This is a genomic window from Actinomyces ruminicola (genome assembly GCF_900103885.1).
Classification (GTDB): Bacteria; Actinomycetota; Actinomycetes; order Actinomycetales; family Actinomycetaceae; genus Actinomyces; species Actinomyces ruminicola.
The window spans coordinates 421,013-445,254 of record NZ_FNIM01000001.1 but is presented as its reverse complement, the minus strand read 5'-3'; the positions used below and the strand labels follow the sequence as shown (position 1 = coordinate 445,254).

16 protein-coding genes are annotated in these 24,242 nt (G+C 70.3%); 15 read left to right on the top strand and 1 reads right to left on the bottom strand.

From position 1 onward, the window contains the following. Positions 1-2: 2 nt before the first annotated feature. From BLR49_RS01840 to BLR49_RS01795, 10 genes are all read left to right on the top strand, one after another. Positions 3-1,862, top strand: coding sequence for an ABC transporter ATP-binding protein (locus BLR49_RS01840; protein WP_176765731.1), 1,860 nt, complete (start codon positions 3-5; stop codon positions 1,860-1,862). Further along, positions 1,859-3,385, top strand: a complete 1,527-nt coding sequence (locus BLR49_RS01835) for a glycosyltransferase (protein WP_092532467.1) — start codon at positions 1,859-1,861, stop codon at positions 3,383-3,385. The genes BLR49_RS01840 and BLR49_RS01835 overlap by 4 nt, the downstream gene beginning before the upstream one ends. Next, a complete protein-coding gene (locus BLR49_RS01830; protein WP_218121280.1) occupies positions 3,382-4,629 on the top strand; it encodes a glycosyltransferase family protein in 1,248 nt (415 codons plus the stop codon). Before BLR49_RS01835 ends, BLR49_RS01830 begins: the two co-directional genes overlap by 4 nt. Further along, positions 4,626-5,768 carry a glycosyltransferase family 4 protein gene (locus BLR49_RS01825; RefSeq protein ID WP_092532463.1) on the top strand — a complete coding sequence of 381 codons (1,143 nt, stop codon included), beginning with the start codon at positions 4,626-4,628 and terminating at the stop codon, positions 5,766-5,768. Before BLR49_RS01830 ends, BLR49_RS01825 begins: the two co-directional genes overlap by 4 nt. Before the next feature lie 5 nt (positions 5,769-5,773). Next, complete coding sequence (locus BLR49_RS01820; protein ID WP_092532460.1) at positions 5,774-7,051, top strand: glycosyltransferase family 2 protein; 1,278 nt, start codon at positions 5,774-5,776, stop codon at positions 7,049-7,051. 6 nt (positions 7,052-7,057) lie between these two features. After that, positions 7,058-8,713: a glycosyltransferase gene (locus BLR49_RS01815; RefSeq protein ID WP_092532457.1), complete on the top strand. Its 1,656-nt coding sequence runs from the start codon at positions 7,058-7,060 to the stop codon at positions 8,711-8,713. A 49-nt stretch (positions 8,714-8,762) separates the two neighbouring features. Beyond that, the gene (locus tag BLR49_RS01810; RefSeq protein ID WP_092532454.1) at positions 8,763-10,058 is read left to right on the top strand and encodes a nucleotide sugar dehydrogenase; all 1,296 of its coding nucleotides are present in this window, start codon (positions 8,763-8,765) and stop codon (positions 10,056-10,058) included. Next, entirely contained in the window at positions 10,055-12,124 is a 2,070-nt protein-coding gene (locus tag BLR49_RS01805; RefSeq protein ID WP_092532451.1) for a DUF6541 family protein, read from the top strand. The genes BLR49_RS01810 and BLR49_RS01805 overlap by 4 nt, the downstream gene beginning before the upstream one ends. A 55-nt stretch (positions 12,125-12,179) precedes the next feature. Continuing rightward, entirely contained in the window at positions 12,180-14,213 is a 2,034-nt protein-coding gene (locus tag BLR49_RS01800; protein WP_092533363.1) for a DUF6541 family protein, read from the top strand. Positions 14,214-14,290: 77 nt separating this feature from the next. Then, a complete protein-coding gene (locus tag BLR49_RS01795) occupies positions 14,291-15,865 on the top strand; it encodes an LGFP repeat-containing protein (protein WP_092532448.1) in 1,575 nt (524 codons plus the stop codon). A gap of 93 nt (positions 15,866-15,958) precedes the next feature. Here BLR49_RS01795 and rfbB read toward each other — a convergent pair whose 3' ends face one another. Then, positions 15,959-16,954 carry a dTDP-glucose 4,6-dehydratase gene (gene rfbB, locus BLR49_RS01790; protein WP_092532445.1) on the bottom strand — a complete coding sequence of 332 codons (996 nt, stop codon included), beginning with the start codon at positions 16,952-16,954 and terminating at the stop codon, positions 15,959-15,961. A 312-nt stretch (positions 16,955-17,266) separates the two neighbouring features. On the opposite strand from rfbB, the gene BLR49_RS01785 reads away from it, so the two are divergent. The 5 genes from BLR49_RS01785 to BLR49_RS01765 all read left to right on the top strand — a co-directional run bounded on the left by BLR49_RS01785 (position 17,267) and on the right by BLR49_RS01765 (position 24,205). After that, positions 17,267-19,480, top strand: a complete 2,214-nt coding sequence (locus BLR49_RS01785; RefSeq protein WP_092532442.1) for an N-acetylmuramoyl-L-alanine amidase — start codon at positions 17,267-17,269, stop codon at positions 19,478-19,480. 120 nt (positions 19,481-19,600) lie between these two features. After that, positions 19,601-20,629 (top strand): glycosyltransferase family 2 protein, encoded by a 1,029-nt coding sequence (locus BLR49_RS01780; RefSeq protein ID WP_092532440.1) that lies wholly within the window; start codon positions 19,601-19,603, stop codon positions 20,627-20,629. A gap of 3 nt (positions 20,630-20,632) precedes the next feature. Continuing rightward, positions 20,633-21,796 (top strand): glycosyltransferase, encoded by a 1,164-nt coding sequence (locus tag BLR49_RS01775; protein ID WP_092532437.1) that lies wholly within the window; start codon positions 20,633-20,635, stop codon positions 21,794-21,796. Then, complete coding sequence (locus BLR49_RS01770) at positions 21,793-22,746, top strand: lysylphosphatidylglycerol synthase transmembrane domain-containing protein (RefSeq protein WP_218121279.1); 954 nt, start codon at positions 21,793-21,795, stop codon at positions 22,744-22,746. The genes BLR49_RS01775 and BLR49_RS01770 overlap by 4 nt, the downstream gene beginning before the upstream one ends. 166 nt (positions 22,747-22,912) lie before the next feature. After that, entirely contained in the window at positions 22,913-24,205 is a 1,293-nt protein-coding gene (locus BLR49_RS01765) for a phospholipid carrier-dependent glycosyltransferase (protein ID WP_092532434.1), read from the top strand. The last annotated feature ends 37 nt before the right edge of the window (positions 24,206-24,242 follow it).

The window sequence follows — 24,242 nt, the reverse complement described above, 5'->3', positions numbered from 1 at the left end:
GGGTGAGTCTGCTGCTGCGCACCGTGAGGAATCTGCTGAGCGTCCTGCCTCACGACGCCGCGCGCTTCATCCTCACCTTTGCGGGCCTGTTCTCGGCGCTGTCACTGCTGGATGTCGCCGCGCTGGGGCTGCTGGCCCTCCTGCTCACCCCCCTGATGACCGGCGCCGCCTTCACCGTCCCGGTGATCGGCATGAGCGTGGGAGGAACCGACACCGTCTGGCTGCTGCTGGTGGTGTGCCTGCTCATTATCAGCAAGGACCTGCTGGCCATCGCCATCCAGCGGGCCTCCACCCGGCGCTTCGCCGGCTTCGAGCAGGACCTGGGCGCCCAGCTGCTCGACTCCTTCTTCTACGCCCCCTGGGCCGAGCGGCTGCGCCGCCACTCCACCGACCTGGTCCGCTCCACCGACGTGGGCGTGGCCTCCACCGTCTCCGGCGTGCTGATCCCCTTCACCCAACTGGCCGGGGAGGTGTGCACCTTCATCGCCGTCATGGCGGTGCTGTTCGTCGCCCGGCCCGTCATGGCGGCGATCACCGTCGCCTACTTCGGCATCGTCGCACTGATCATGTACCTGTGGGTGCTGCGCCGGGCCGTGGCCGCGGGCAAGGACAACCGCACCTACTCGGTGCGCTCGGTGAGGCTGGTATCCGAGATGGTCCACTCCCTGAAGGAGATCACCCTGCGGGACAAGGCCGCCGAGCTGGAGCGCGTGGTGCTGGCGGAACGACGCAAGGCCTCCCAGGCCCGGGCCGACCAGTCCTTCCTCGGCGCCGTTCCCCGCTACCTGCTGGAGATCGCACTCATCGGCGGCCTGGCCATAGCGGCCGGCATCGGCTACGCCCAGGGCGGCCAGGGCGAGGCGCTGTCCTCCCTGGCGCTGTTCGGCGTGTGCGGCTTCCGCATCGTCCCCTCAATTACCCGATTCCAGACGATCATGGGGCAGACCGGCTCCAACATCCCCTATGCCGAGCGGGTGCTCGCGGAGATCGAGGCCGGCCGCATCAACCGCGCCCAGCACGCCGAGATGGTCGCCGGCACCGAGCTGCCCGACGACGCCCGCGCCCTCGTGCTCGACGACGTCTCCTTCACCTACGCCGGCTCCGATAGCCCGGCGGTTGAGCACGTCTCCCTGACCCTGCCCTTCGGCTCCTCCCTCGCCCTGGTAGGCGCCTCCGGCTCGGGCAAGTCGACCCTGGTGGACATGATCCTCGGCCTGCTCACCCCCTCGGACGGGCAGCTGCGGGTCGACGACGTGCCGCTGACTCAGGTGCTGCACTCCTGGCGCTCCCGGGTCGGCTACGTGCCCCAGGAGGTGTCCCTGTTCGACTCCACCGTCGCCCACAACGTCGCCCTGTCCTGGGACACCGACTCCATCGACGTCGACCGCGTGCGCCGGGCGCTGCGCCGCGCCCAGTTGCTCGACGTCATTGAGGAGCGCGAGGGCGGCATCTGGGCCTCCGTCGGCGAGGGCGGCATGAAGCTCTCCGGCGGGCAGCGCCAGCGCCTGGGCATCGCCCGCGCCCTGTACTCCGAGCCGCTGGTCCTGATCATGGACGAGGCCACTTCCGCCCTGGACACCGCCACCGAGGCCGCCGTCACCGAGGCGGTCGCGGAGCTGTCCGGCGAGGTCACTGTCATCGTGGTGGCCCACCGCCTGGCCACCATCCGCCACAGCGACCAGGTGTGCTTCATGCGCGACGCCCACCTGGTCGCCTCCGGCACCTTCGACGAGGTGGTCGCGGCTGCCCCGGACTTCGCCCAGCAGGCGGCACTGGCCGGCCTGCTCGACGACGCCGACGAGTCGGCCGCCCGCGGCGCCGTGGGTGCCGCCTTCCGCACGAACCAGGAGGAGACCGCATGAGCCTCTCGGAGCACGACTCGGCGGGTGCCGGCGGCGGTGACGCGGTTGCCGCCCACCGCCTGCCCACCTTCAACGGCCGTGGCCCGCGCGTGGCCATGCTCGTCTACAACGACGCCCACAACGATGCCCGCGTGCTGAAGGAGGCCGCCACCCTGCGCGCCGCCGGCGCCACGGTGCGCATCTTCGCGGTCGCCCGCGCGAACTCCGGCTACCCCGAGGGCACCGTGCCGGTAGACGACGGTGTGGACATTGTGCGCGCCCGCGAGTTCGCGCTCGCCAACGTTTCCCCCCGCCTGGCGGCCCTGCGCGATCGGGTCACCGGCAGGGGCGGCGCGCCCACCGGAGCCGAGGCACCGGAGGCCCCCGCCGCCGGCAGCGCCGCCGAGACTCCGGGCACGCCGGAGAGTCCCGCGGGGGCGGCGGTGACTTCCGCAGGGGCGGCCGACGGCATCCAGGCTGAGAGGACGCCTACCGGCGCACCCCGCGCTGCCGTAGCCACTGCGGCACAGGCGGTGGCGGGCCGCGTCGGCGCGCTTGCGGCGGACGCCGCCATGCGCGCCTACAAGACCGTGTCGCTGGGGGACTACTGGCGGCGCGCCGCCCGCGCCGCCCTGGCCTGGATGCCCGACGTGGTGCACGCCAACGACGGCAACACCCTCGCCCCCGCCCTGTGGATCGTGGACCGCTGCCACGCCCGCCTCATCTACGACTCCCACGAGCTGTGGCTCCACCGCAATGTGCGCACCGACCGGCCCGTCGCCCGTCAGGTGGAGGCGGCCATAGAAAGACGCGGCATCCGCCGCGCCGACGCGGTCATCACCGTCTCGCCCTCCATCGTCGGCTGGCTCACCGAGCACTACCGCCTGGAGCGGCCCCCCGCCCTGGTGCGCAACATTCCCGCGGCCGGCCCCTTGCCGGACCCGGCACGCGGACGCCTGCACGAACTGGCCGGTCTGGCCCGCGCGGACCGGATCATCGCCTACGGCGGCCGCATCACCACCTCCCGCGGCATCGAGGAGACCATCGCCGCGCTGGCCCACCTGCCCGCCGACGTCCACCTGGCCATGCTCGGATACGGCGAGCCCGACTACCTCGCGCTGGTCTGGCAGGAGGCCGCCCGCCACGGCGTGAGCGGCCGCGTGCACCAGGTGGGGCCGGTCGCCCCGCACGAGGTGGCCGACGCCCTGTCCGACGCGGACGTGGCGGTGGTGCACGTACGCCCCACCTGCCTGTCCTACCGCTTCGCCCTGCCGAACAAGCTGTTCGAGTCCATCCGCGGCGGCCTGCCCGTGGCCGCCGCCGACCTGCCTGATATTCGCGCCGTCGTCGAGCGCTACGGGGTGGGGGAGGTGTTCTCCGGGGACGACCCGGCGGACCTGGCCGCCACCATCGCCCGCATCCTGACCGGTTCCGACCAGTACCGGGCGGCCGCGCTGGCCGCCTGCCCGCAGCTGACCTGGGAGCACGAGACCACCGCGCTGATCGGCGCCTATCGCCGCGCCCTGATGGGAGAGCGCGCATGAGCGTCCCCTCCGGCCGCACCGCCAATCCCGTGCCCGCGGCTCGCCGCCCCCGCCTGCTGATCCTCTCCTTCTCTCCGATCGCCTCCGACGCCCGCGTACTGAAGCAGGTGCGGCTGTTCACCCCCACCCACGCGGTCACCACCTGCGGCTACGGCGAGGCGCCCGCCGGGGTGGCCCGGCATGTGCGCATCCCGGACGAGCTCGTCTCCTGGCGACTGAGTCGCGGCGACCTGATCGCCCGCCGCTTCGCCCGTGCCCAGGCGCGTCAGGAGGTGGTCGCCTGGGTGCGTGCGCACCTGGAGCCCGGCGACTTCGACGTGGTGCTGGCCGACGACGCCGAGACCGTCCCCTTGGCCCTGTGGCTGCGCCCGCCCGGGGGCGTCCACGCTGACCTGCACGAGTACGCCCCTCGGCAGAAGGAGGGCGTGCCCCGCTGGCGCATCTTCGTCGCCCCCTACGTGCGTTGGCTGTGCCGCACCTACGTGACCCGGGCCGACTCGGTCACCACCGTGGCCCGGGGCCTGGCCGACGCCTACCGGCGCGAATACGGCATCCACGCGGGCGTGGTCACCAACGCCACCCCCTACCGGGAGGCGGAACCCACCCCCGTGGGGCTCCCGCTGCGGCTGGTGCACTCCGGCGCCGCCCTGCCCGACCGGCACCTGGAGATCATGGTCGACGCCGTGGGCCTGGCCAGCCGCGACGTCACCCTGGACCTGTACCTGACCCGCAACGACCCGGCCGTAATCGACGCCCTGCGCGCCCGGGCCGCCGCCCTGCCCGCCGACCGCGCCGGCCGGGTGCGGGTGATGGACCCCGTCCCCTACACCGAGCTGATAGACACGCTCGCCCGCTACGACGTCGGCGTGTTCTCCATCCCGCCGGTCTCCTTCAACTACAAGCACACCCTGCCCAATAAGCTCTTCGACTTCATCCAGGCCCGCCTGGCCGTGGTCGTCTCTCCCAGCCCGGAAATGGCAAGCGTCGTCAAGCAGTACCGGCTCGGGGCCGTCACCGCGGACTTCACCGCCGTCTCCCTGGCCGCCACCCTGGACGAGCTGACCGACGCGCAGGTCGCCGCGGGCAAGGCCGCCGCCCAGGCCGCCGCCCAAGAGCTGTCTGCCGAGCAGCAGATGACCGGCTGGTGGGACGCCGTCCTCGCGGCGGACCGGCGCGCCGCCGCCGTCGACCCGACGATCTCCGTGCCGAGCGGCCGCAGCACCGAAACGGGGGAGAGCGCATGAGGGTCCTCGCCGTCACCACCTGGTTCCCCACCGCCGTCGCACCCTCGCGCGGCAGCTTCGTGGTGAACAACCTGCACGCGATCGGCCGGGCGCACGAGCTGCGCGTGCTCCACCTGGTCTCACCCGGGGACGACGACGGCACCCGCCGCCTGCTGCACGAAGGCCTCCAGGTGCGGCGGGTCCCCATGAACCCGCAGTCCCCGGCAGATGTCGCCCGCGCCGCTCGCGCGATCTCCGCGGCCCTGCGCAGTGACGCCTTCGCCCCCCAGATCCTGCACACCATGGCCGCCTCCGCGCTGGAACCCGCGGCGCTGCTGCGGCCGCGGCCGCCCTGGATCCACACCGAGCACTGGTCAGCGCTGACCGCGCCAGAGACCCTGCCGCCGACGGGCCGGGCCGCCCTGCCCGCACTGCGCCAGCTGCTGCGCCTGCCCGACATCGTCACCACCGACTCCCAGTTCCTGGCCGACGGTGTGCGCCCGGGGCGCGGCGAGCGCGACACCCGCGTGGTTCCGTGCATTGTCGAGCCCTACCCGCCCTCCCCGCGGCGGGACCGCGCCGACCAGGCGCTGCGCCTGGTGAGCGTCGGCGGACTCATTGACCGCAAGGACCCGCTGCTGGCTTTGGATGTCGTGGCCGAACTCGCCCGCCGCGGCGTCGACGCCCGCCTGACCTGGGTGGGGGAGGGGCCCCTGCGCGAGGCCGTCACCGAGCGCGGCGCCGCCCCCGAGCTGGCCGGGCGCATCACCCTGACCGGCACCCTGGACGCCGCGGGTGTGCGCGCTGCGCTCGCGGATGCCGACATCTTCCTCGCCCCCACCCGTTCCGACAACTTCTTCATCGCCGTGGCCGAGGCCGTCATCGCCGGTCGGCCCGTGGTCACCGGCGCCAAGGGCGGCCAGGGCGAATACCTGGACCCCGCCTACTCGCGCCTGGTAAGCGCCCGCGATGCGTCCCAGTGGGCCGACGCCGTCGTCGAGCTGGATGCCGCCACCAGCACCACCCCCGCCGAGGCCATCAGCGCGACCGTAGGCGAACGCTTCTCCACCGCCGCGGCCACCCGCGGCTACAACACCGCCTACCGCGACCTGCTCGCCCCGCGGGGCGAGGCCTGGTCCGGTCACGGCAGTCGGGGGTAGACGACATGCACGAAACACCGGTCCAGGCCGCCTCGGGACGGCGTCGCCTCGGCCCCAACACCCTCGAGCGCACCGACCTCGGTTGCCCCGAGCCGCCGCCCGGCGCGCGGGTGGACGTCGTCGTCGCCTGCCACACGCCCACCCGGCCGATCGGCCGCGCCGTCGCCTCCCTGCTGGACGGCAACCCCGAGGTCGCCGTCACCGTCGTGTGCCACAACCGCCCCGCCGAGGAGATCGCCGCCGCGATCCAGCCCGCACACCGCGAGGCCGTGCGCTACCTCGAGCACACGGACCCGCGCCCCTCCGCCTCCGGCCCCTTCAACGCCGGCATGCGTGCCGCCCGCACCCCGTGGGTGTCCATCATGGGCTCAGACGACCGCCTCGCCGCGGGGGCCGTCGCCTCCTGGCTGGCGCTGGCCGAGGCCACCGGCGCCGAGTTCGTGATTCCGCGTCTGGCGCTGGGCCGCCCGACGGCGATCGTGCCCACGCCCGCGCCGCGCCCCACCCGGCTGCTCGCCCCCTATCTGCGCTCTCGCGGGCGCCGGGCCGCCCGGGTCATTGGCCGACTCGCCCGCACCGACCTTGTCGCCGACCGGCTGGCCTACCGCTCCGCCCCGCTGGGGCTGCTCAGAGTGGAGATGCTTCGGCGTACCGGCGCGCACCTGGTGGAGGGCGCCACCGTGGGCGGGGACGTCGCCATGGTCACCGGCCTGTTCGCCGCCGTACCCACCGCCTACGACGCCGCCGGGCCCGTCTACCTGATCGGCGAGGACGCCACGGATCGGGTCACCTATGACGTGCGCCCGATGTCCGAGCAGCTCGGCTTCCTGCCCGGCGTGCTCACCGCCCCCTGGTTCACCTCCCTCACGGCCGCGCAGCGGCGCGCCGTGGTGGTCAAGCTGGTGCGCATTCACGTGTTCGGAGCGGTCTACTACCGTAACCGGGAGGACATCTGGACGCCCACCGAGCGGACCGCGCTGGCGAGCATGTGCCGGTCCCTGCACTGCGCCGCCCCCGGTTTCGCGCGCGTGCTGTCGCGGGCGGACCGGGACCTGCTCGACACCTGCCTGGATCCGGACGTTCCGGCCGCCACGCTCATCCACCGCGCCCAGGCCCGCCGCCGACACGGCCGCCCCGCCACCCTGCTCACCCGCGACCCCGCCTGGCTCCTGGACCGGGAGGCGCCGCTGCGCTTCATGGCCGCTTCCCTGCTGACCAAACTGCTTCCCGCAGCGCCCGTATCCTCCGCGGCCGGCAGACCTCCGGCCCCCGACCAGGACTGAACGCCGATGCCACGCACCGCCACCGGGATCACCGGGATCGCCGCCCGCGCCGCCGCCACCCCGCCCGGACAGGCCGCGCTGGCCTCCGTCACCTTGGCGCGCCTGCGCCTGGCCATCCGCCGCGGCGACGCCGTCGGTGGTGCCATCGAGACGGCCCGCCGCGCCCGCTTCCTGGCAGACCGCGGCGAGAATGCCCACGCCCACCGTCTACTGAGACGGGCCCACGGGATCCTGTCCGGCAGGCGGGCGGCCGCCGTCGTCGCCGTCGAGGACGCCATCCTGGCCATGAACACGGGTACGCGGACGGCAACCGGAGCCATACCCCCGCACGCCCTGACCGATCTGCTCGCCCAGGCCGACGCCGCCTGGGCGGACGGCCGCGACGCGGCCGCGGAGGAACTGCTCGACATGGCCATGCGGATGATGTTCCACCCGAGCCTGCACTTCGCAGCTGTCACCTCCGCCCTGACCGCCGACCCAGCCGTCTTCCTGGCCCCGCTGCGCGCCTCTTCCTTGTGGGCTGCTGCTACCGCGCCGCTGGCCTCCCGCCGACACGGCCCCGCCCGGAAGGAGGGGCCGGAGCGGGTACTGTTCATCGCCCTCAAGAACTGGAACTTCGTGAGCGGCATCGTGGAGGACTACCGCGCCGATGCCCGTTGCGAGGTGCGAACCCTGGACCTGCTGGGCATGCCCGCCACCCCGACGCGGCGCCGGCTCCTGCACGCCCGCCTGCGCCTGGCCCGCGGAGCGGACCCCGTCGGTGCCGGCCTGCTCACCGGTGAATTCGACGAAGCGGCCACCGCCCTGGCCTGGGCCGACACCATCTTCGTGGAGTGGGGCAACGCGGCCGCGGTTTGGGCCAGTCTGGTGGCGCCGGTGCTCGCCCCGCGGGCGCGACTCCTGATCCGCGTCCACTCCTACGAGGCCTCGACCGTCATGCCGCAGCTGGTGAACTGGGCCGCTGTGGACCAGCTGGTCACCGTCGCCCCCGCGATCCGGGAGATTCTGCGTGCGAGCCTGCACCTACCCGACGCCCTGAAGGTCGTTACCATCCCCAATCGAGCGCAGTTGCAGCGCTTCGCCCTGCCCAAGGAGCCAAGCGCGGCCCGCACCCTGGCGCTGGTGGGCTGGGCCGCGCTGGTCAAGGATCCTGCCTGGGCGCTGGAGACCCTCGACTTGCTGCGTCGGAACGACCCCGCCTGGCATCTGCTGCTCATCGGCCCCGGCTTTCCAAGTCACCTGTCTGCGGAGGAGCGCATCTACGCCGACGCCGTCACCGCCCGCCTGGCCGCCCTCGGTGACGCCGTGACCATCACCGGCCGCACCGAGGTGGTGCCCCAATACCTGCGGCGCGCCGGCGTCATCATTTCCGCCTCGCGCCGGGAGGGCACTCACGAGGGCTTCATCGAGGGGGTCGCCTCCGGCGCCCTGCCCGTGTGCCGCAACTGGCCCGACGTCGCCCGCTGGGGCGGCCCGGCGGCGCTGTTCCCGGCCGACTGGGTGGTGGACACCCCGCAGGAGGCCGCCGCCCGCATCCTGGCCCTGGCCGACGACGCCGACTACCGCCGCCGCCAGCAGGAGCACATCCTGCGCACCAACGACTGGTCGCATGTCAGGGCTCACTATGATGCCCTGTTCCTCGGGGGCGATGCGGCTAGGTGAACGGGTATCCTCACAGGTGTTTGCCGCCGCCGCTGAGGAAGGAATCCGCATGCGCATCGCCGTTGTCGCCCTGGGAAAGATCGGTCTGCCCCTGGCCGTCCAGTACGCCGGAAAGGGGCATGAGGTCATCGGCGTGGACGTCAACCCCGCCACCGTCGAGGCCGTCAACGCCGCCCGCGAGCCCTTCCCCGGTGAGGCGGAGCTTGCGGACCGTCTGGCGCGGCTCGTGCCCGCCGGGGCGCTGCGCGCCACCACCGACTACGCCGAGGCCATCCCCGGGGCCGACGCGGTGGTGCTGGTGGTGCCCCTGTTCGTCAACGACGAGACCTGGGAGCCGGACTTCGCATGGATGGACGCCGCCACCCGCTCCCTGGCCGAGCACCTGACCCCCGGCACCCTGGTCTCCTACGAGACCACGCTGCCGGTGGGCACCACCCGCGGCCGCTGGAAGCCGCTCATTGAGGAGCTCAGCGGGCTGAAGGAGGGGGAGGACTTCCACCTGGTCTTCAGTCCCGAGCGCGTGCTGACCGGGCGGGTCTTCGCCGACCTGCGCCGCTACCCCAAGCTGGTGGGCGGCCTGAACCAGGCCGGCACCGAGGCCGGCATCCGCTTCTACGAGCAGGTCCTGGACTTCGACGAGCGCACCGACCTGCCGCAGCCCAACGGCGTGTGGGACATGGGCACCGCCGAGGCCGCCGAGATGGCCAAGCTCGCCGAGACCACCTACCGGGACGTCAACATCGGCCTGGCCAACCAGTTCGCCGTCTACGCAGACAAGGCCGGCTTCGACATCCAGCGCGTCATCGACGCCTGCAACTCCCAGCCCTACTCCCACATCCACCGGCCCGGCATCGCCGTCGGCGGCCACTGCATCCCCGTCTACCCGCGCCTGTACCTGTCCACCGACCCGGACGCCTCGATCGTGCGCACCGCCCGCTCCTTCAACGCCACCATGCCGCAGTACGTGGTCGACCGCGCCGAGGAGCTGCTGGGCGACCTCAAGGGCCTGCGGGTGGTGGTGCTGGGCGCCTCCTACCGCGGCAAGGTCAAGGAGACCGCCTTCTCCGGCGTGTTCCCCACGGTGGAGGCGCTGCGCGCCAAGGGCGCAGCCGTCCTGGTGCACGACCCCATGTATACCGACGCCGAGCTGGCGGACTTCGGGTGGGGGGCCTACCACCTCGGGGATGATGTGGATGTTGCCATTGTGCAGGCCGACCACCCCGAGTACGCCGCCCTGAGCCCCGCGGACCTGCCCGGTGTGCGGCTGCTGCTGGACGGGCGCCGCATCACCGATCCCGCCCTGTGGAAGGGCACCCCCCGCCTGACCATCGGCGGGGGCAAGTGACCTGGCTCCAGGCACTACCTGCCGCCGCCTTCCTTCTTAGCATTCTGCTCGTCCCCGGTTACCTGGTGGGGCGGGCCTTCGGGCTGGCGCGCCTGCAGTCCCTGGGCGGTGCCCCGGCCATGTCGGCAGCCGCCCTGGGCACGCTGAACGTTCTGTACCACTGGGCCGGGGTCCCCTGGCGCACGGTCACCGCCGTCATCGGCACGCTGGTGCTGCTGTTGCTCTGCCTGGTCGGCGCGGCGGGAGCCCGTGCCTGGACCCGGCGCCGCCACGGACGTCCGCCCGCGTCGGGCTCAGGCTGGGATCGCCTGTGCGCCTGGCTGCGGCCACCCGCCGTGGGGCCGGGGCCGTGGTGGCCACTGGGCGCGGCTCTGGCCCTGGCCGCCACCCTGTCCGGATGGGCGGTGGTCACCGGCATCGGCCCGGCGGATCAACCCATGCAGGCCTCCGACGGCGTATGGCATCTGAATGCGGCCGCCTACGTGCGTTCCCTGGCCGATGCCTACCCCATCGGCTCGCTCGCCCCCATGTACTGGGGGGAGATCCACTACTACCCGACCGGCTGGCACGCCCTGACCGCCATCGTCCCGGCGCCAATTGCGGTGTCCGCCAACCTCACCGTGCTGGTCGGGTTGGCCGTGGTCTGGCCACTGGGCTGCGCCTCGCTGCTGTCCGCCCTGTTCAGCGCACCCTCGCGGCGTGTGCGGGACGCTCTGCCCCTGCTGACCGGCATCCTCGCCTCCACCGTGGCCACGGGCCCCTTCGTACTCATGGCGACCCTGTGGCCCTATGGCTGGGCGGTGTGCCTGCTGCCCGGGGCGGTGTCGCTGGTGATGGTGGCCCGTCCCCGGCACGGCGCCCGCCGGGCGACCGCCTCACCGGCGGGAGGCCGGCTGGCCGCTGTTGTCGCGTGCCTGGGCCTGGTGGCGGTGCACGGCACCTCCGTGTTCAACCTGGCGGTTATCGGCGTGCCCGCGCTGCTGGTGGTCGGGCTGGCGGCGGTGGAGCGGCGTTGGCGTACTGGGAACCGTCAGCGGGCGGTCATCCTGGGACTGGTCGGTATGGTCCTGGTGGCCGTGTTGATCGGGGTTATCGGCTTCTGGGACCAACTGCGCATGCTGTTCACCTACCACCGCCCGAGCGCGAGCGTGGTGGCGGTTCTGCGCGAGGCCTTCCATGACTCGGCGATGATCTGGGCCGTGCGCGACGGCGGCTGGGGCGGAGCCGGCCTGACCGTGGTTGCGGCCGCCGGGGTGATCGTCTCGGTGATTCGGCGTCGGCACCGGTGGGCGATTCTCACCGCGGTGCTCGCCGTGGTACTGATGATCGCCTCCGTGTCCACCGACGGCCCGCTGCGCCTGCTCGCCTCCCCCTGGTATTTGCAGCGTGCGCGTATCGTGCCGCTGCTGGAGATCGCGGTGCTGGTGCTGGCGGCGACGGCGCTGGAGGGCTTGGCCGATACGGCCCGCTCCCGCCGCGCCGCGCTTACGGAGCCGATGCGTCCGCGCCGCCGGGAGCTAGCGATGCCTGTGGCCGCAGCGGTCCTGGTGGCGGTGAGCGTGACCGCCCTGGGCGGTACCGCCGTCGCCCGCTCCGGGTTCCATCACTACGTGATCGCCTTCTCCTACCAACCGCTGGCCACCCGCTGGCCGATGATGCTCAGCGACGATGAGGCGGACTTCATCCGTTCCTCGGCTCAGCTCCTGCCCGCCGGCGCCGTGGTCCTCGGGCAGCCCACCAATGGCTCGGCCTACTACCTGTCGCTGACCGGCACGGACGTGGTCTACCCGACCCTGCGCCGCTACACGGAGCCGGATCGCCGCTTCGTAGCGGCCCATGTGGATGAGATCCTCACGGACCCGGAGGTGTGCGTCGCCCTGGACCGGCTGGGCGCCCACTACTACTACACCGACGACGACCCGACAGAGGGCGGTGCACCCGGAGGAGCGGAGGCACCCCGGTGGTCCAACAGGCTGGACGAGCTGCCCCGCGAGGCGCTGACGCCCCTGGCCACCGACGGCGCCCACACGCTGTGGTTGATCAGCGCCTGCGGGTGGGACGAGTGAAGCGGAATCGGCGCTCAGGTCTGGTTTCATGGTGCTGATGGAGGCGAGCCTGAACATGATCTCGACGACCGCGGCGGCCAGCCCTGCTTCGCTGCTGATCGCGGCGGCCGCCGTGACGCTGCTGCTGGCGCCGGGATGGCTGCTGGCACGCAGTTGGGGAACACGGGGCATAGCCGCGGTCGGGGGCGCCCCGGCCCTGTCACTGGCCCTGCTGGGTATCGCCAGCCTGGCCGCGCAGCGTACGGGGCAGCGCTGGGAACCGGTTGCATTGCTCACCGGCTGGCCGGCCCTCCTGCTAGCAGTCGGTTGTGCGGCGGGTGTGGCTCTGCGACGGCTGCCGCTTCCCACTGCCGTTCCGGCGCGTAACAGCGGCGGTACGGCGGGAATCGAGCGACAACCGATGCAGTTGCGTGAGCGGCTGCTCCTGACGGGCGCCATCGCACTGGCGGGCGGTGTCACGGCTGTTCCGATAGCTATCGGCACGGGCACATGGGACAGCCCTGCGCAGGCCTCAGACGCAGTCTTCCACCTGTCGGCTACCGCCTTCGTGCGGGAGACCGGGACGGCGTCCTTCTTGGGCGGACTGGCGCCAATGTATGACGGGGCGAGCGTGTACTACCCCACGGGTTGGCATGCGGTTGCGGCGCTCCTGCCTGGAGATGTCGTCTCCGGAGCAAACCTACTGGTGCTGGTTCTTGCCGCACTCGTGTGGCCGCTGGGCATGGCGGCACTGCTGCGTGAGGTCCTGCCCCAATCCGGCGGCGTCCTCGCGGTCGGCACCGCTTTGTCCGGCTCGGTGATCTCACCACTGCTGCTACTCACCAGCGTGTGGCCCTATGGCATGTCGGTGTCAGTACTCCCCGGCGCATTGGCGCTGATCGTGCGCGCCGTGCGCGCGGGCAAGGTGGGGGCAAGAGTGCGCGCCGCCGCCTGGGCGCTCGCGCTGGGCGCGGTCTTCGGCGTGCTCATCGCACACGGCGCCGCGGTGTTCAACCTGGCGGTTCTAGGGCTCCCCGTGCTTGCGTCCGCCGGTTGGCCGACCTTGCGGCGTGCCTGGGGCAGGGGGATGGGGACTCGTACCGGCATCCTTGCGGTGGCGGTGCTCGCAGTCATGGCCCTGGGCGGAGGGGCGTGGATAATGCGCCGCTCTCTAGCCTCGGTTTTCAACTTTCCCCGCGGCGCCGCGAACATTTGGGAGACGCTGTTCGCGGTCGTTACCGACCACCCGCTGCTCGCTGCCTTCACCCCCTGGATTCCCGGAAACATCCTGGTCTTCGCGCTGGCCGTGTGGGGAGCTACGGCGTGGAGACGGGTGGAGGCTGCACGCGCCTGGACAGTAGGAACGGGCATCGCTCTGACGCTGTTGCTGCTCGCATCGGGGCCGGCCTGGCCACTGCGGGCGCTCGCCGGACCCTGGTACACCCAGCGGGCGCGAATCATGCCCCTACTCACGCTGGGGATGCTGGTGCTGGCAACTATCGGCGTGCAGGAAGCACAGCGGCGCTGGAGCACTGTGGCGACAGCGGCCGCAGCCGACCGGCCTAAATGGACACTACTACTGCGACGACATGTGCCCGCGACGATACTCATCGTCTCCTTGATTGCCGCACCCGGGTGGCGCTGGGGGCTGCGAACCGAACTGCTGGAAGCGATCCACGATCCGGGGCGCGCATCCTACGGGGCCATGCTGTCGGACGGTGAGCTAGAGTTCATCCGCCGCATCGGCGAGGAACTACCGGAGGACGCCGTGGTCCTGGGAGACCCGTCCAACGGCAGCGCCTACCTGTGGAGTGTCGCCGGCGTACACGTGCTCTACCCATCCCGCCCTAGACCTGCGAGCACAGAATTGGCGTGGCTCGGTGAAAACGCCGACCAGATAGAAACGGATCCGCGGGTGTGCGAGATCCTGAACCGGCACGGCGTCGACTACTACTACAGCGACGACGCCGAGCCCGATGGGCTTACCGGAGGCGTGCGTGAACCACTATGGGGGGAGGCACTGGCTCGGGTGCCGCGCAGCGCGCTGGAGGAAATCGACTCCCAGGGCGACGCGACGCTTTGGCGCATCACGGCCTGCGGTTCCGCATAGCAGCTTCGTGGACGCCGCTGCGCTGCGGCCGGGCAGCGCCCCTGGCCAGATCGCGGCATTCCTGGGAGGGTACGGGTATGCGTTCCTACCGACGCCTCACCGCCCTACTAACGCTCGTCATCGCCGCCGCCCTGGCCACCGTGACGACACCGGTCCGGCCGCTCGCGCAGGCCGCCCCCGCCGAGGCCTGCACCGCCAGTGACGACTGCTCCTTCTACCTGTCCAACTCCTTCAGGGGTGGGGCCGCGGACGCGGCCTTCGCCGTTGGCGGCAGTCCGAACGCGGTCACCGTCGGCGACTGGGACGGCGACGGCACAGACACCGTAGGCACGCGCAGCGGAGCACGTTTCACCCTGCTCGCCTCCGCCGAGACCTGCGCCAAGACCACCGTCTTCGCCTATGGGCGTGCGGGGGATCAGGTGCTGGTGGGGGACTGGGACGGCGACGGCGTCGACACCCTGGCGGTGCGCCGTGGAAACACCTACTACTTGCGCAACTCGCTGGCGGGCGGCCAGGCGGATCGGGTGATCACCTATGGGCGTGCGGGGGATCAGGTGCTGGTGGGGGACTGGGACGGCGACGGCGTCGACACCCTGGCGGTGCGCCGCGGAACGCGCTGGTACCTGCGCAATGACCTGCGCTCCGGCGTCGCCCAGACCACTGTGACCTACGGGCGCGCCGCGGACACCGCGATCGTCGGCGACTGGGATGGAAACGGCACCGACACGCCCGGCGTGTACCGGGGCGCCCGCCCCGCCCACGCCTGCAATGCCAGTGCCATCCAGAAGGAGTGGGCCGCCCGGGGCGGCGCCAACGGCTCCTTGGGCGCGGCCACCAGCGCCGAAACGATCATCAACGGCATCAGCACTCAGACGTTCCAGAACGGTCGCCTCAGCTGGACCGCCTCCAGCGGCGTCGTTGCCACCGGAACCGGCGGGCAGGCCGTCGGGGGCGCCCGCTTCGATGCGGCCATGATCATCTCCGACGCCGAGTTCTTCAATTCCGCCGCCATGGATGAGCCTGCCATCCGCTCGTTCCTGGCGGAGAAGAATCCGTCCTGCCGGGCCGCCGACGACGGCACCGCCTGCCTGAAGGCCTACCGGGCGAACACCTCTACGATGACCTCCGCATACTGCAGCACCTACCGGGGCGGCAGCAACGAGGACGTCGCCACGGTGATCGCCAAGGCCGCCACCGCCTGCGGCATCAATCCCCGGGTGCTGCTGGTGATCCTGCAGAAGGAGCAGGGACTCGTGCTGGCCACGGGCAACACGCTCACTGCCGCCCGCTACGCCAAGGCGACCGGCCTGTACTGCTCAGACACCAGCCCCTGCGACCCGACCTACGCGGGCCTGCCCTCACAGATCTACTACGCGGCCTCACGGCTCGTGCAGTACGGCGTGCAGCCGACCGCATTCACCTACCGCGCCGGTCAGGTCACCGCGGTGGCGAACAACCCGAGCCCGGGGTGCGGCTCGCAGACCGTGCCGATCCTCAACCGCGCGACGGCAGCCCTGTACAACTACACGCCGTACGTGCCCAATGCCGCCGCGCTGAACAACATGTACGGCAGCGGTGATAGCTGCTCGGCCTACGGCAACCGCAATTTCTGGCGCTACTACCGCGCCTGGTTCGGCAGCACCGGGGTGTGAACGGCGAGGGAGCCGACGCAGCGAGGCTGTGCCCGGCCGCGTTCTCACGCAGGCCGGGCACAGCCTCGCTTCACTGACGTTGCGGGTTGCGGGTCACTGCCCCTGCGCGGCGTACTTGGCCTCGACCTCCGCCTTCAGCGGACGCCACCAGGCCTCGTTGTCCCGGTACCAGTCAATGGTGGCCTGCAGGCCGGAGCGGAAGTCCGTATACCGCGGTGCCCAACCGAGCTCGGTCACGAGCTTGGAGTTGTCGATCGCGTAGCGCATGTCGTGGCCGGGACGGTCTGCCACGTGCTCATAGTCGCTGGGGTCGTGGCCCATCAGCTCCAGGATGAGCTCAACGACCTCCTTGTTGTTCTTCTCTCCGTTGGCGCCGATCAGGTAGGTCTCCCCGATACGGCCCTTCTCGATGATGTCCCACACGGCGTCGTTGTGGTCCAGCACGTGGATCCAGTCGCGCACGTTCTCGCCCGCGCCGTAAAGCTTCGGGCGCACGCCGTCGATCAGGTTGGTGATCTGCCGGGGGATGAACTTCTCGATGTGCTGGTAGGGCCCGTAGTTGTTGGAGCAGTTGGAGATGGTTGCCTCAACCCCGAAGGAGCGCACCCAGGCGCGCACCAAAAGGTCACTGCCCGCCTTGGAGGAGGAGTAGGGGGAGGAGGGGTTGTAGGGGGTGTCGGGGGTGAACTTGGCGGGGTCGTCCAGCTCCAGGTCGCCGTAGACCTCGTCGGTGGACACGTGGTGGAAGCGCACGCCGTGGCGGCGCACGGCCTCCAGCAGCGTGAAGGTGCCCACCAGGTTGGTGCGGATGAAGGGGGAGGGGTCGCGCAGCGAGTTGTCGTTGTGGGACTCGGCGGCGAAGTGGACCACCACGTCGGCTTCGGCCACCAACGGGTCCACCGTGTCCGCGTCGGCGATGTCCCCGACCACCAGATCGATGCGGTCTCCCAGGTCGGCGAGCGAACCCCGGTTGCCGGCGTAGGTGAGCTTGTCGAGCACCGTCACCTTCGAGTCTGGGTGACGCACGAGGGTCTGGTGGACGAAGTTGGCGCCGATGAAGCCGGCGCCGCCGGTGATGAGGACGTGCATGGAGTGCTCCCACTGCGCTGCTAGAGGGCGTTCGAACGATCGCAATCATGCCACAGGACTGCCCGGACGGCCGAGATCCCGATGATCCGCTCGAAATCAGGCAGGACGGGAGCGGTAGTAGTCCATTCAGCCGGGAGTTCATTGAACACCAAAGGCGTAATTACGTGCGTGTAGTTAAGTGACATGGAACAAGTCATTGACTGAACGTGAGAAATGGGAGGTAACCTGATTCTCAGATCACATGAGTCACATGTGTCTCAATGTGCGCATGCGGTTCACAGGTTTTCGCTCGGTGGCGCTGAAAGGACCCTTATGAGAGCCCGACGACTCCTCGGACTGACCGCGGTGGTGCCACTGCTCGCGGCCTGGCTCATGCCCGCGACGTCGGCGGTCGCAGACACCGCGGAGGCGGCCGCGCCCGTGCAGCTGCTCGAGTTGACCACCTCCGCCGGTGAGGCGACCGAGGTCGCTGAGGCAGGGTTGGTGGATACGGCATCGGCCGGCACCAGCGGCGGTACCGGCGTCACCCCGGCGCTCGCCTCCCGCCTGGCTGCTGTGGCCCGGGCGGCCGCCGCCGGCGGCGTGGACCCGGAGGCGGATGCCCTCCTGCTCACCGAGCCGTTGGAGGTGGATGACTTCCTGGTCGCCGGCTTCACCTGGACCGGTGCCGACGATCTTCCCGACGGTTTGGATGTCTACCTGCGGGTGCGCGAGGACGGTGTCTGGTCCGATTGGTATCTGAACGAGGCCTCCGGCGCCGGCCGCGATGACGGTACCGGCGTGGCCGGCACCGAGGAGTTCATTACCGGAGGCGCTGACGCCATCCAGGCCAGCGTCGTCGGTGATGCGGCGCAGCTTCCCGCCGGACTGCAGCTGGCGCTCATACCCGGTCGGCCAGTGGGCGAGGAGGTGCTCGACCCCGCGGACCTCGAGACCGCGGATGCCGAGCCCACTGCGTTGGCCACACCCGCGGAGGCGCCGCAGGACCCGACGAGCGGGCTGGCTACGCCCAGCCCCGACGTCGCCACGCAGAAGGCGGATGAGGTGGCCCCCCAGGGGGAGGATCCGGAACCCGCCGATACGCAAACCGCCACCGCGGAGCCAGGCGCGGGCTCCTCCGGCACGAGCGGCGGCACCTCCGTCAGCCCGGGCCTGCCCGCCGCGCTGGCGGCAGCCACAACGACGGGCGGCCTGCCCGTACCCGTGATCACTCGCTCCGAGTGGGGGGCCAACTCCTCATACATGAGCTGGTCTCCCGAGTACGCGGCGGCCAAGCATGTGATCGTCCACCACACCGCCGGAACGAACAACTACACGTCCAGCCAGTCCGCATCCATTGTGAACGGCATCTACTACTACCACGCGGTCACCCTCGGCTGGGGCGACATCGGCTACAACTTCCTGGTGGACAAGTACGGCCAGGTCTTCGAGGGCCGCTACGGCTCCACCGGTGCCGCGGCCGGCAAGATGGTCGTGGGCGGGCACGCCTACGGCGCCAACACCGGCACCATGGGCATCTCCATGATGGGCACCTACACCAGCGTTTCCCCCTCCTCCACGCAGCTGACCAGCGTCGGCAAGATGGCCGGCTGGTTCCTGGCTCGCGCCGGAGTCACCAGCGCCACCAGCGCGTACTCCTTCACCTTCAAGTCCACGGAGAAGTACGCCGCCGGCCAGACGGTCTCCCTGCCAGCCATCTCCGGGCACCGCGACGTCGGCTACACCGCCTGCCCCGGCGACGCCGGCTACTCGAAGCTGGGCCAGATCCGCTCGACCGCGCAGAGCCAGATCAGCAGCGTCAGCAGCAGCGGCGGATCGACGTCGACTACGACGAGCGCCAATGGTGCGCGCAGCCACCAGATCTACCTCAACGACTCCTGGTCGGCGACCGCCAACACGGTCTTCACCTACACCACCCCGGCCACCTCCGTTCTGGCGGGCGACTGGAACGGTGACGGCGTGGACACCACCGGCGTGCGCAACGGCTCCTCTTACGGCTTCCGCAACACCAACACCTCCGGTGCCAGCCTGCGCACCTTCACCTACGGCAAGAGCACCGATCAGGTGCTCGTCGGAGACTGGGACGGCAACGGCACCGACACCCTGGCGGTGCGTCGCGGCAATACCTATTACTTCAAGAACTCCATGTACGGGGGCGGTGCAGACAGTGTGGTCATTTATGGAAGGGCCTCCGATGAGGTGATCGTGGGCGACTGGAACGGGAACGGCAAGGACACCCTCGCCGTGCGCCGCGGCGGTGAGTACCACATCAAGAACTCGCTTGCCGGCGGCAAGGCGGATCGAGTCATCATCTACGGCAAGCCGACCGACGCCGTGCTGGTGGGCGACTGGAACGGGAACGGCAAGGACACCCTCGCCGTGCGCCGCAACGCCACCTACTATGTCCGCAACTCCCTGTCCAGCGGGGTGGCCGACATCGTACAGATCTACGGTCGGGGCGGGGACAAGACGATCGTGGGCGACTGGAACGGGAACGGGAAAGACACGCTCGGCGTGGTGCGCTGAACAGCGGGGTGTTGTTTGTCCGGGTGCGTAGCGCGCGCGGCAGCTTGTAGGCTTGCGGTGCTCGCTCGGCCGAGTTGTAAGTCGTGCGCCTGCCCCAGCGCCCATCCGAGAAGGAAGTACATGAAACTGTTCGTGCAGATCCCCTGCCTCAACGAGGAGGGGACGCTAGGCCTGGTCCTGGACACGATCCCCCGTCAGATCGAGGGCATCGACGAGGTCGAGATCCTCGTCGTCGACGACGGCTCGACCGACCGCACCGTGGAGGTGGCCCGGGAGCACGGGGTCAAGCACTTCGTGCGTCATGCCCGCAACATGGGCCTGGCCCGCTCCTTCCGGGACGGCGTCGACTACGCCCTGGCGCACGGCGCCGACATCGTGGTCAACACCGACGGCGACAACCAGTACAAGCAGGAGTACATCGGCGACCTGGTGGCCCCCGTGGTGCGCGGTGAGGCGGACATCGCCATCGCCGACCGGCAGACCGCCAAGATCGCCCACTTCTCCTGGTTCAAGAAGCGCATGCAGCACGTGGGCAGCCAGGTCGTCAACTACGCGGCCGGCACCCGCCTGCCCGACGCCGCCTCAGGGTTCCGCGCCTATTCCAAGAACGCCCTGCTCAAGCTCAACGTGATCACCCAGTTCTCCTACTGCATGGAGACGATCATCCAGGCGGGCAACAAGCGACTGCGCATCGCCTCGGTGCCCATCACCACCAACCCCAAGACCCGTGAGTCGCGCCTGTTCAACAACATCTTCCAGCACATGGCCAAGTCCGGTGGGGCGATCACCCGCTCCTACCTGATGTTCAAGCCGCACGTGGTGCTCGGTTGGCTGGCGGCCTTCTTCGCAGTGGTCGGGGCCGTCCCGTTCATCCGCTTCTTCGTTCTGTGGCTCATGGGCACCGCCGGCGGCCACATCCAGTCGCTGGTATTCGGCACCACCATGCTGGTGGCGGCGCTGCTGTGCGTGGCCCTGCTGGTCATCGCGGACCTGCAGCGCACCAACCGGGTGCTGATCGAGGAGACGCTGGAGCGGGTGAAGAACATCGAGTACGGGCGCGTGGATGACACGCAGATTCCCGGCATTCGGGCCGCCCTGATCCCCGGTCTGCTGCCGGGGGTGGACGACCCCTGCGGCCGGGAAGACTGACGAATGCGCAAGGTTCTGGGCTTTGGCACCTACGACGTCGCCTCCCACCCGCGTGTAGAGGTGCTTCTGGAAGGGCTGCGGCGCACCCCCGGCAACAAGGTGCTTGAACTCGACGAGCCGCTGGGGCTCAGCACCGCCGACCGAGTCGCGATCCTCAAGCAGCCCTGGCGGTTACCGGTCCTCGCCGGGCGCCTGGCCTCGCGCTGGTCGCGTCTGGCCGCCGGCAGCCGTCGCTACCGCGGATCACGCCGACCCGACGCCCTGCTCGTGGGCTACATGGGTCATTTCGACGTGCTGCTGGCCCGCCTGCTCTATCCGCGCACGACAATCATCCTGGACCATCTGATCTTCGCCTCCGGAACCGCGCGCGACCGGGGCGAGGGGGGCGCGAAGGCCAGACTCCTGTCCGTTCTGGATCGCCTGGCCACCCACAGCGCCGACGTCGTGGTCCTGGATACCGTCGAGCACGCTGCCAAGCTTGATGACTCGATCGCCGACCGCGGTGTGATCGTGCCCGTCGGCGCCCCCGCCTCTTGGTATGCGGCCGGACAGAGTGCCGCGGCGGCGCGCACAGACGACGACGGCGTGCGGGATGCGGGTAGGCCTCTCACCATCGTCTTCTTCGGGCTGTTCACCCCGCTACAGGGCACGCCATACATCGCCCAGGCACTGCGGCGACTGGCCGACCAGGACGTCCCGGTGCGAGCACTGCTGATCGGCTCGGGGCAGGATCGTGCCGAGTGCGAGCAGATCCTGGCCGGCTCCCCGGCCGCGCAAGTGGTCGAGTGGCGCGACTGGGTGGACTCCGCCGACCTGCCCCGCGTGGTGGCCGAGCACGATGTCTGTTTGGGCATCGTCGGCACCACCGACAAGGCGCTCGATGTGGTTCCGAACAAGGTCTACCAGGGGCTGGCGGCCGGATGCGCCGTCGTCACCTCTGACACCGCACCGCAGCGACGCCTGCTCGGCGACGGAGCCGTTTTCGTGCCACCGGGCGATCCCCGGGCCCTGGCGGACGCGCTTGCGCATCTGGCAACCGATCCGGCGGCGCTGCAGGGCGCACGCGAACGCGCCGCGGCCGCCGCGGCGAGCTTCGTTCCCGAGCAGGCCGTCGCCCCGCTGGTGGCCGCTCTGGAGCGCAGTCGCATTCAGGAGGCGAGTCGGTGAGCACGCTCCTCGGGAAGACCATGGGTGCACTGCGCTCAACGCCGGTCCGCGTCGGCTTCCTCGTGCTGGTGGTCGTGCTGGCCGTCTACGCCGTGGTCTCCCAGTGGGACGACATCGTTTCCGCCGTGGCCGGCATGAACCCGCTGTTGCTGCTCGGCTCACTGGTCGCCGGCGTCGCCTACGTGCTGCTGACCATGCTCGCCTGGCGAGTGCTGCTGGCCGACATGGGCACCACGCTGCCGCTGAGCGCCGCCTACAGGGTCTTCTTCGTCTCTCAGCTCGGAAAGTACATGCCCGGCGGGGTGTGGAACATCCTCGCCGCGGCCGAGCTCGGCGCGGACCACGACATCCCCCGGCGCCGCTCGGTCTCAGTCATGGCGGTAACCGTGATCGTCTCCATAGTCACCGGGGCCGCGCTGGCGGTGGCAACGATGCCCTTCGCCGCGGACCGGCTGCGCGACAGCTACGGCTGGGTGACCTGGACACTGCCCGTATTCATAGTCATGCTGCTGCCACCGGTCCTCAACCGCCTGCTGACGCTCGTATTCCGACTCACGGGTCGACCACCGCTGGAGCATCCGGTGAGCTGGTCCGGAATCGGCGCCTGCACGGTCTGGACGCTGATCGCATGGGCGGTAGCCGGACTCCAGGTGTGGCTGCTGGCCATCGGCATCGGGATGACCGGTTCGCCGGCGACGCTGGCGCTGTGCATCGGCGGGTACGCCATGGCCTGGACCGTCGGCTTCCTGATCGTCTTCGTTCCCGCGGGCGCCGGGGTGCGCGAGGGAGTGCTCGGGCTGGTCCTCGCGGGATCACTGACCACCGGCGGTGTTGTCGCCGTGGTGCTGCTGTCCCGCGTGGTGCTGACCGTGGCGGATCTCGCCATGGGGGGCGTGGGCATCCTTGCCGCCCGGCAGAGGCGCAGTCGGAAGCAGGTGCAGCCCGAGTGAAAGCCCGAGACGACCGCTGCACGGGGGCAGGACGTGCCGGCATATGAGGAGGAGCACCATGGTTGAAGGTGTTACGGGGTCCGCTGCTTCGACACGTCGAGGTCAGGCAGATGGCAGCAGCGTGCGGTCCCGGTGCGGCTCCTGGTGGCGTCGGCGGCGAGCTGACGTGGGCACTGCCCTCGCGATCGGCCTGTTCGTACTCGTCGTCGCAACGGTGCAGATCATGCGAGTCACCGAGATCAGCCCTATCGACGAGGCAACCCATATCGACTACGTATGGCGCATCATGCATGGCGGGCTGCCCCATCGTGGCGACTTGTACAGCTCCTTCACACTCGAGGAATGGTCCTGCAGGAAGCAGGCGAGTGTGTACAACAAGCTGCCCGAGTGCGGCGTGACCGACCCGTCGCAGTTCGGCGTGATCATGGAGAACTACAACGCCTGGCAGCCGCCGGGCTTCTTCGCCGTGGTGGCATTGATGACCCGTATCGGCATGGCCGTCACCTCGCTCGACCCGGTGACGCTCATGCGGGTGTCCTGCGCGATCATCGTCTCAGTCGGCATGATGATGGTCTACGCCCTGATGCGCATGTGGTCCCTGCCGCGCGGGCTCGCCGCGCCGGTGACTTTGCTGCTGCTCGCCAATCCCTTCACCCTGATGATGGCCACGACCGTGTCCACCGACGCGCCCTTCCTGGTGTTCGGGGTGCTGTCCGCGATCGTGCTGACGCGTGAGCTCTCCGGAAGGTCGGCGGCGCTGCTCGCCCTGATCGCCGGCGCCTGTGCCGGGTTGGTCAAGACGATTACCCTGGCGTCCCTGGTCATTGTGCTTGGAGTGCTGGGCCTGGTCGCATTGGTGCGACTGGTGCACGGGCGCGATCGCTGGTGGCGGCCGCTGCTCACCGTGGTCGCCGGCGTAACCGGGGGAGGTCTGGTGACCCTGATATGGGGACGATACGTAGCCGCCCACACGCCAACTGGTTGGGAGAACCGGGTCCTGGGGCAGAACAACACCGAGTACGTTGGAAGCCCGTTCGATGAATGGCTGCCGACGCTGACCCACGTGTTCGGATACACCTCAGGATCCTGGGAGGGGTCGCCGGTCACGACGTATTACGGGCAGCTCCTGACCAATGTCGCCGGCCTGGCGCTCACCGTGGCACCGTTCTGCGGGCTCATCGTGTTGCGCGGCCGCGAACGGCTGATTGCGGGCATCACGGCGGCAGGCCCGGTACTGGTGGTCCTGCTGGTCCAGATCCAGTCTTGGGTGCGCGAGGAGGTCTACTTTCCCATTGTCTCGGCACGTTACGGGGTCACGCTGATCCCGCTCACGGCACTGGTCCTTGGGCTGCTGCTCAGGCGCTTGAAGAAACGGGGGCAGGTCGTCGTCTGGTGCCTGTGCGCCGTGGTGCTGCTGCTGGTAGTCGCCGACGCCCTCGGAGTGGGGAGAGTCTCATAGAGCAGAGGGGCGGGCGCAGTGCGTATCAGGACAAGCG

Excerpts from the sequence above, each read along its gene's own strand:
- BLR49_RS01835 (WP_092532467.1), top strand. The coding sequence starts at position 1,859 with ATGAGCCTCTCGGAGCACGACTCGGCGGGTGCCGGCGGCGGTGACGCG.
- BLR49_RS01830 (WP_218121280.1), top strand. The coding sequence starts at position 3,382 with ATGAGCGTCCCCTCCGGCCGCACCGCCAATCCCGTGCCCGCGGCTCGC.
- BLR49_RS01825 (WP_092532463.1), top strand. The coding sequence starts at position 4,626 with ATGAGGGTCCTCGCCGTCACCACCTGGTTCCCCACCGCCGTCGCACCC.
- BLR49_RS01820 (WP_092532460.1), top strand. The coding sequence starts at position 5,774 with ATGCACGAAACACCGGTCCAGGCCGCCTCGGGACGGCGTCGCCTCGGC.
- BLR49_RS01815 (WP_092532457.1), top strand. The coding sequence starts at position 7,058 with ATGCCACGCACCGCCACCGGGATCACCGGGATCGCCGCCCGCGCCGCC.
- BLR49_RS01810 (WP_092532454.1), top strand. The coding sequence starts at position 8,763 with ATGCGCATCGCCGTTGTCGCCCTGGGAAAGATCGGTCTGCCCCTGGCC.
- BLR49_RS01800 (WP_092533363.1), top strand. The coding sequence starts at position 12,180 with ATGATCTCGACGACCGCGGCGGCCAGCCCTGCTTCGCTGCTGATCGCG.
- BLR49_RS01795 (WP_092532448.1), top strand. The coding sequence starts at position 14,291 with ATGCGTTCCTACCGACGCCTCACCGCCCTACTAACGCTCGTCATCGCC.
- rfbB (WP_092532445.1), bottom strand. The coding sequence starts at position 16,954 with ATGCACGTCCTCATCACCGGCGGCGCCGGCTTCATCGGCGCCAACTTC.
- BLR49_RS01785 (WP_092532442.1), top strand. The coding sequence starts at position 17,267 with ATGAGAGCCCGACGACTCCTCGGACTGACCGCGGTGGTGCCACTGCTC.
- BLR49_RS01780 (WP_092532440.1), top strand. The coding sequence starts at position 19,601 with ATGAAACTGTTCGTGCAGATCCCCTGCCTCAACGAGGAGGGGACGCTA.
- BLR49_RS01775 (WP_092532437.1), top strand. The coding sequence starts at position 20,633 with ATGCGCAAGGTTCTGGGCTTTGGCACCTACGACGTCGCCTCCCACCCG.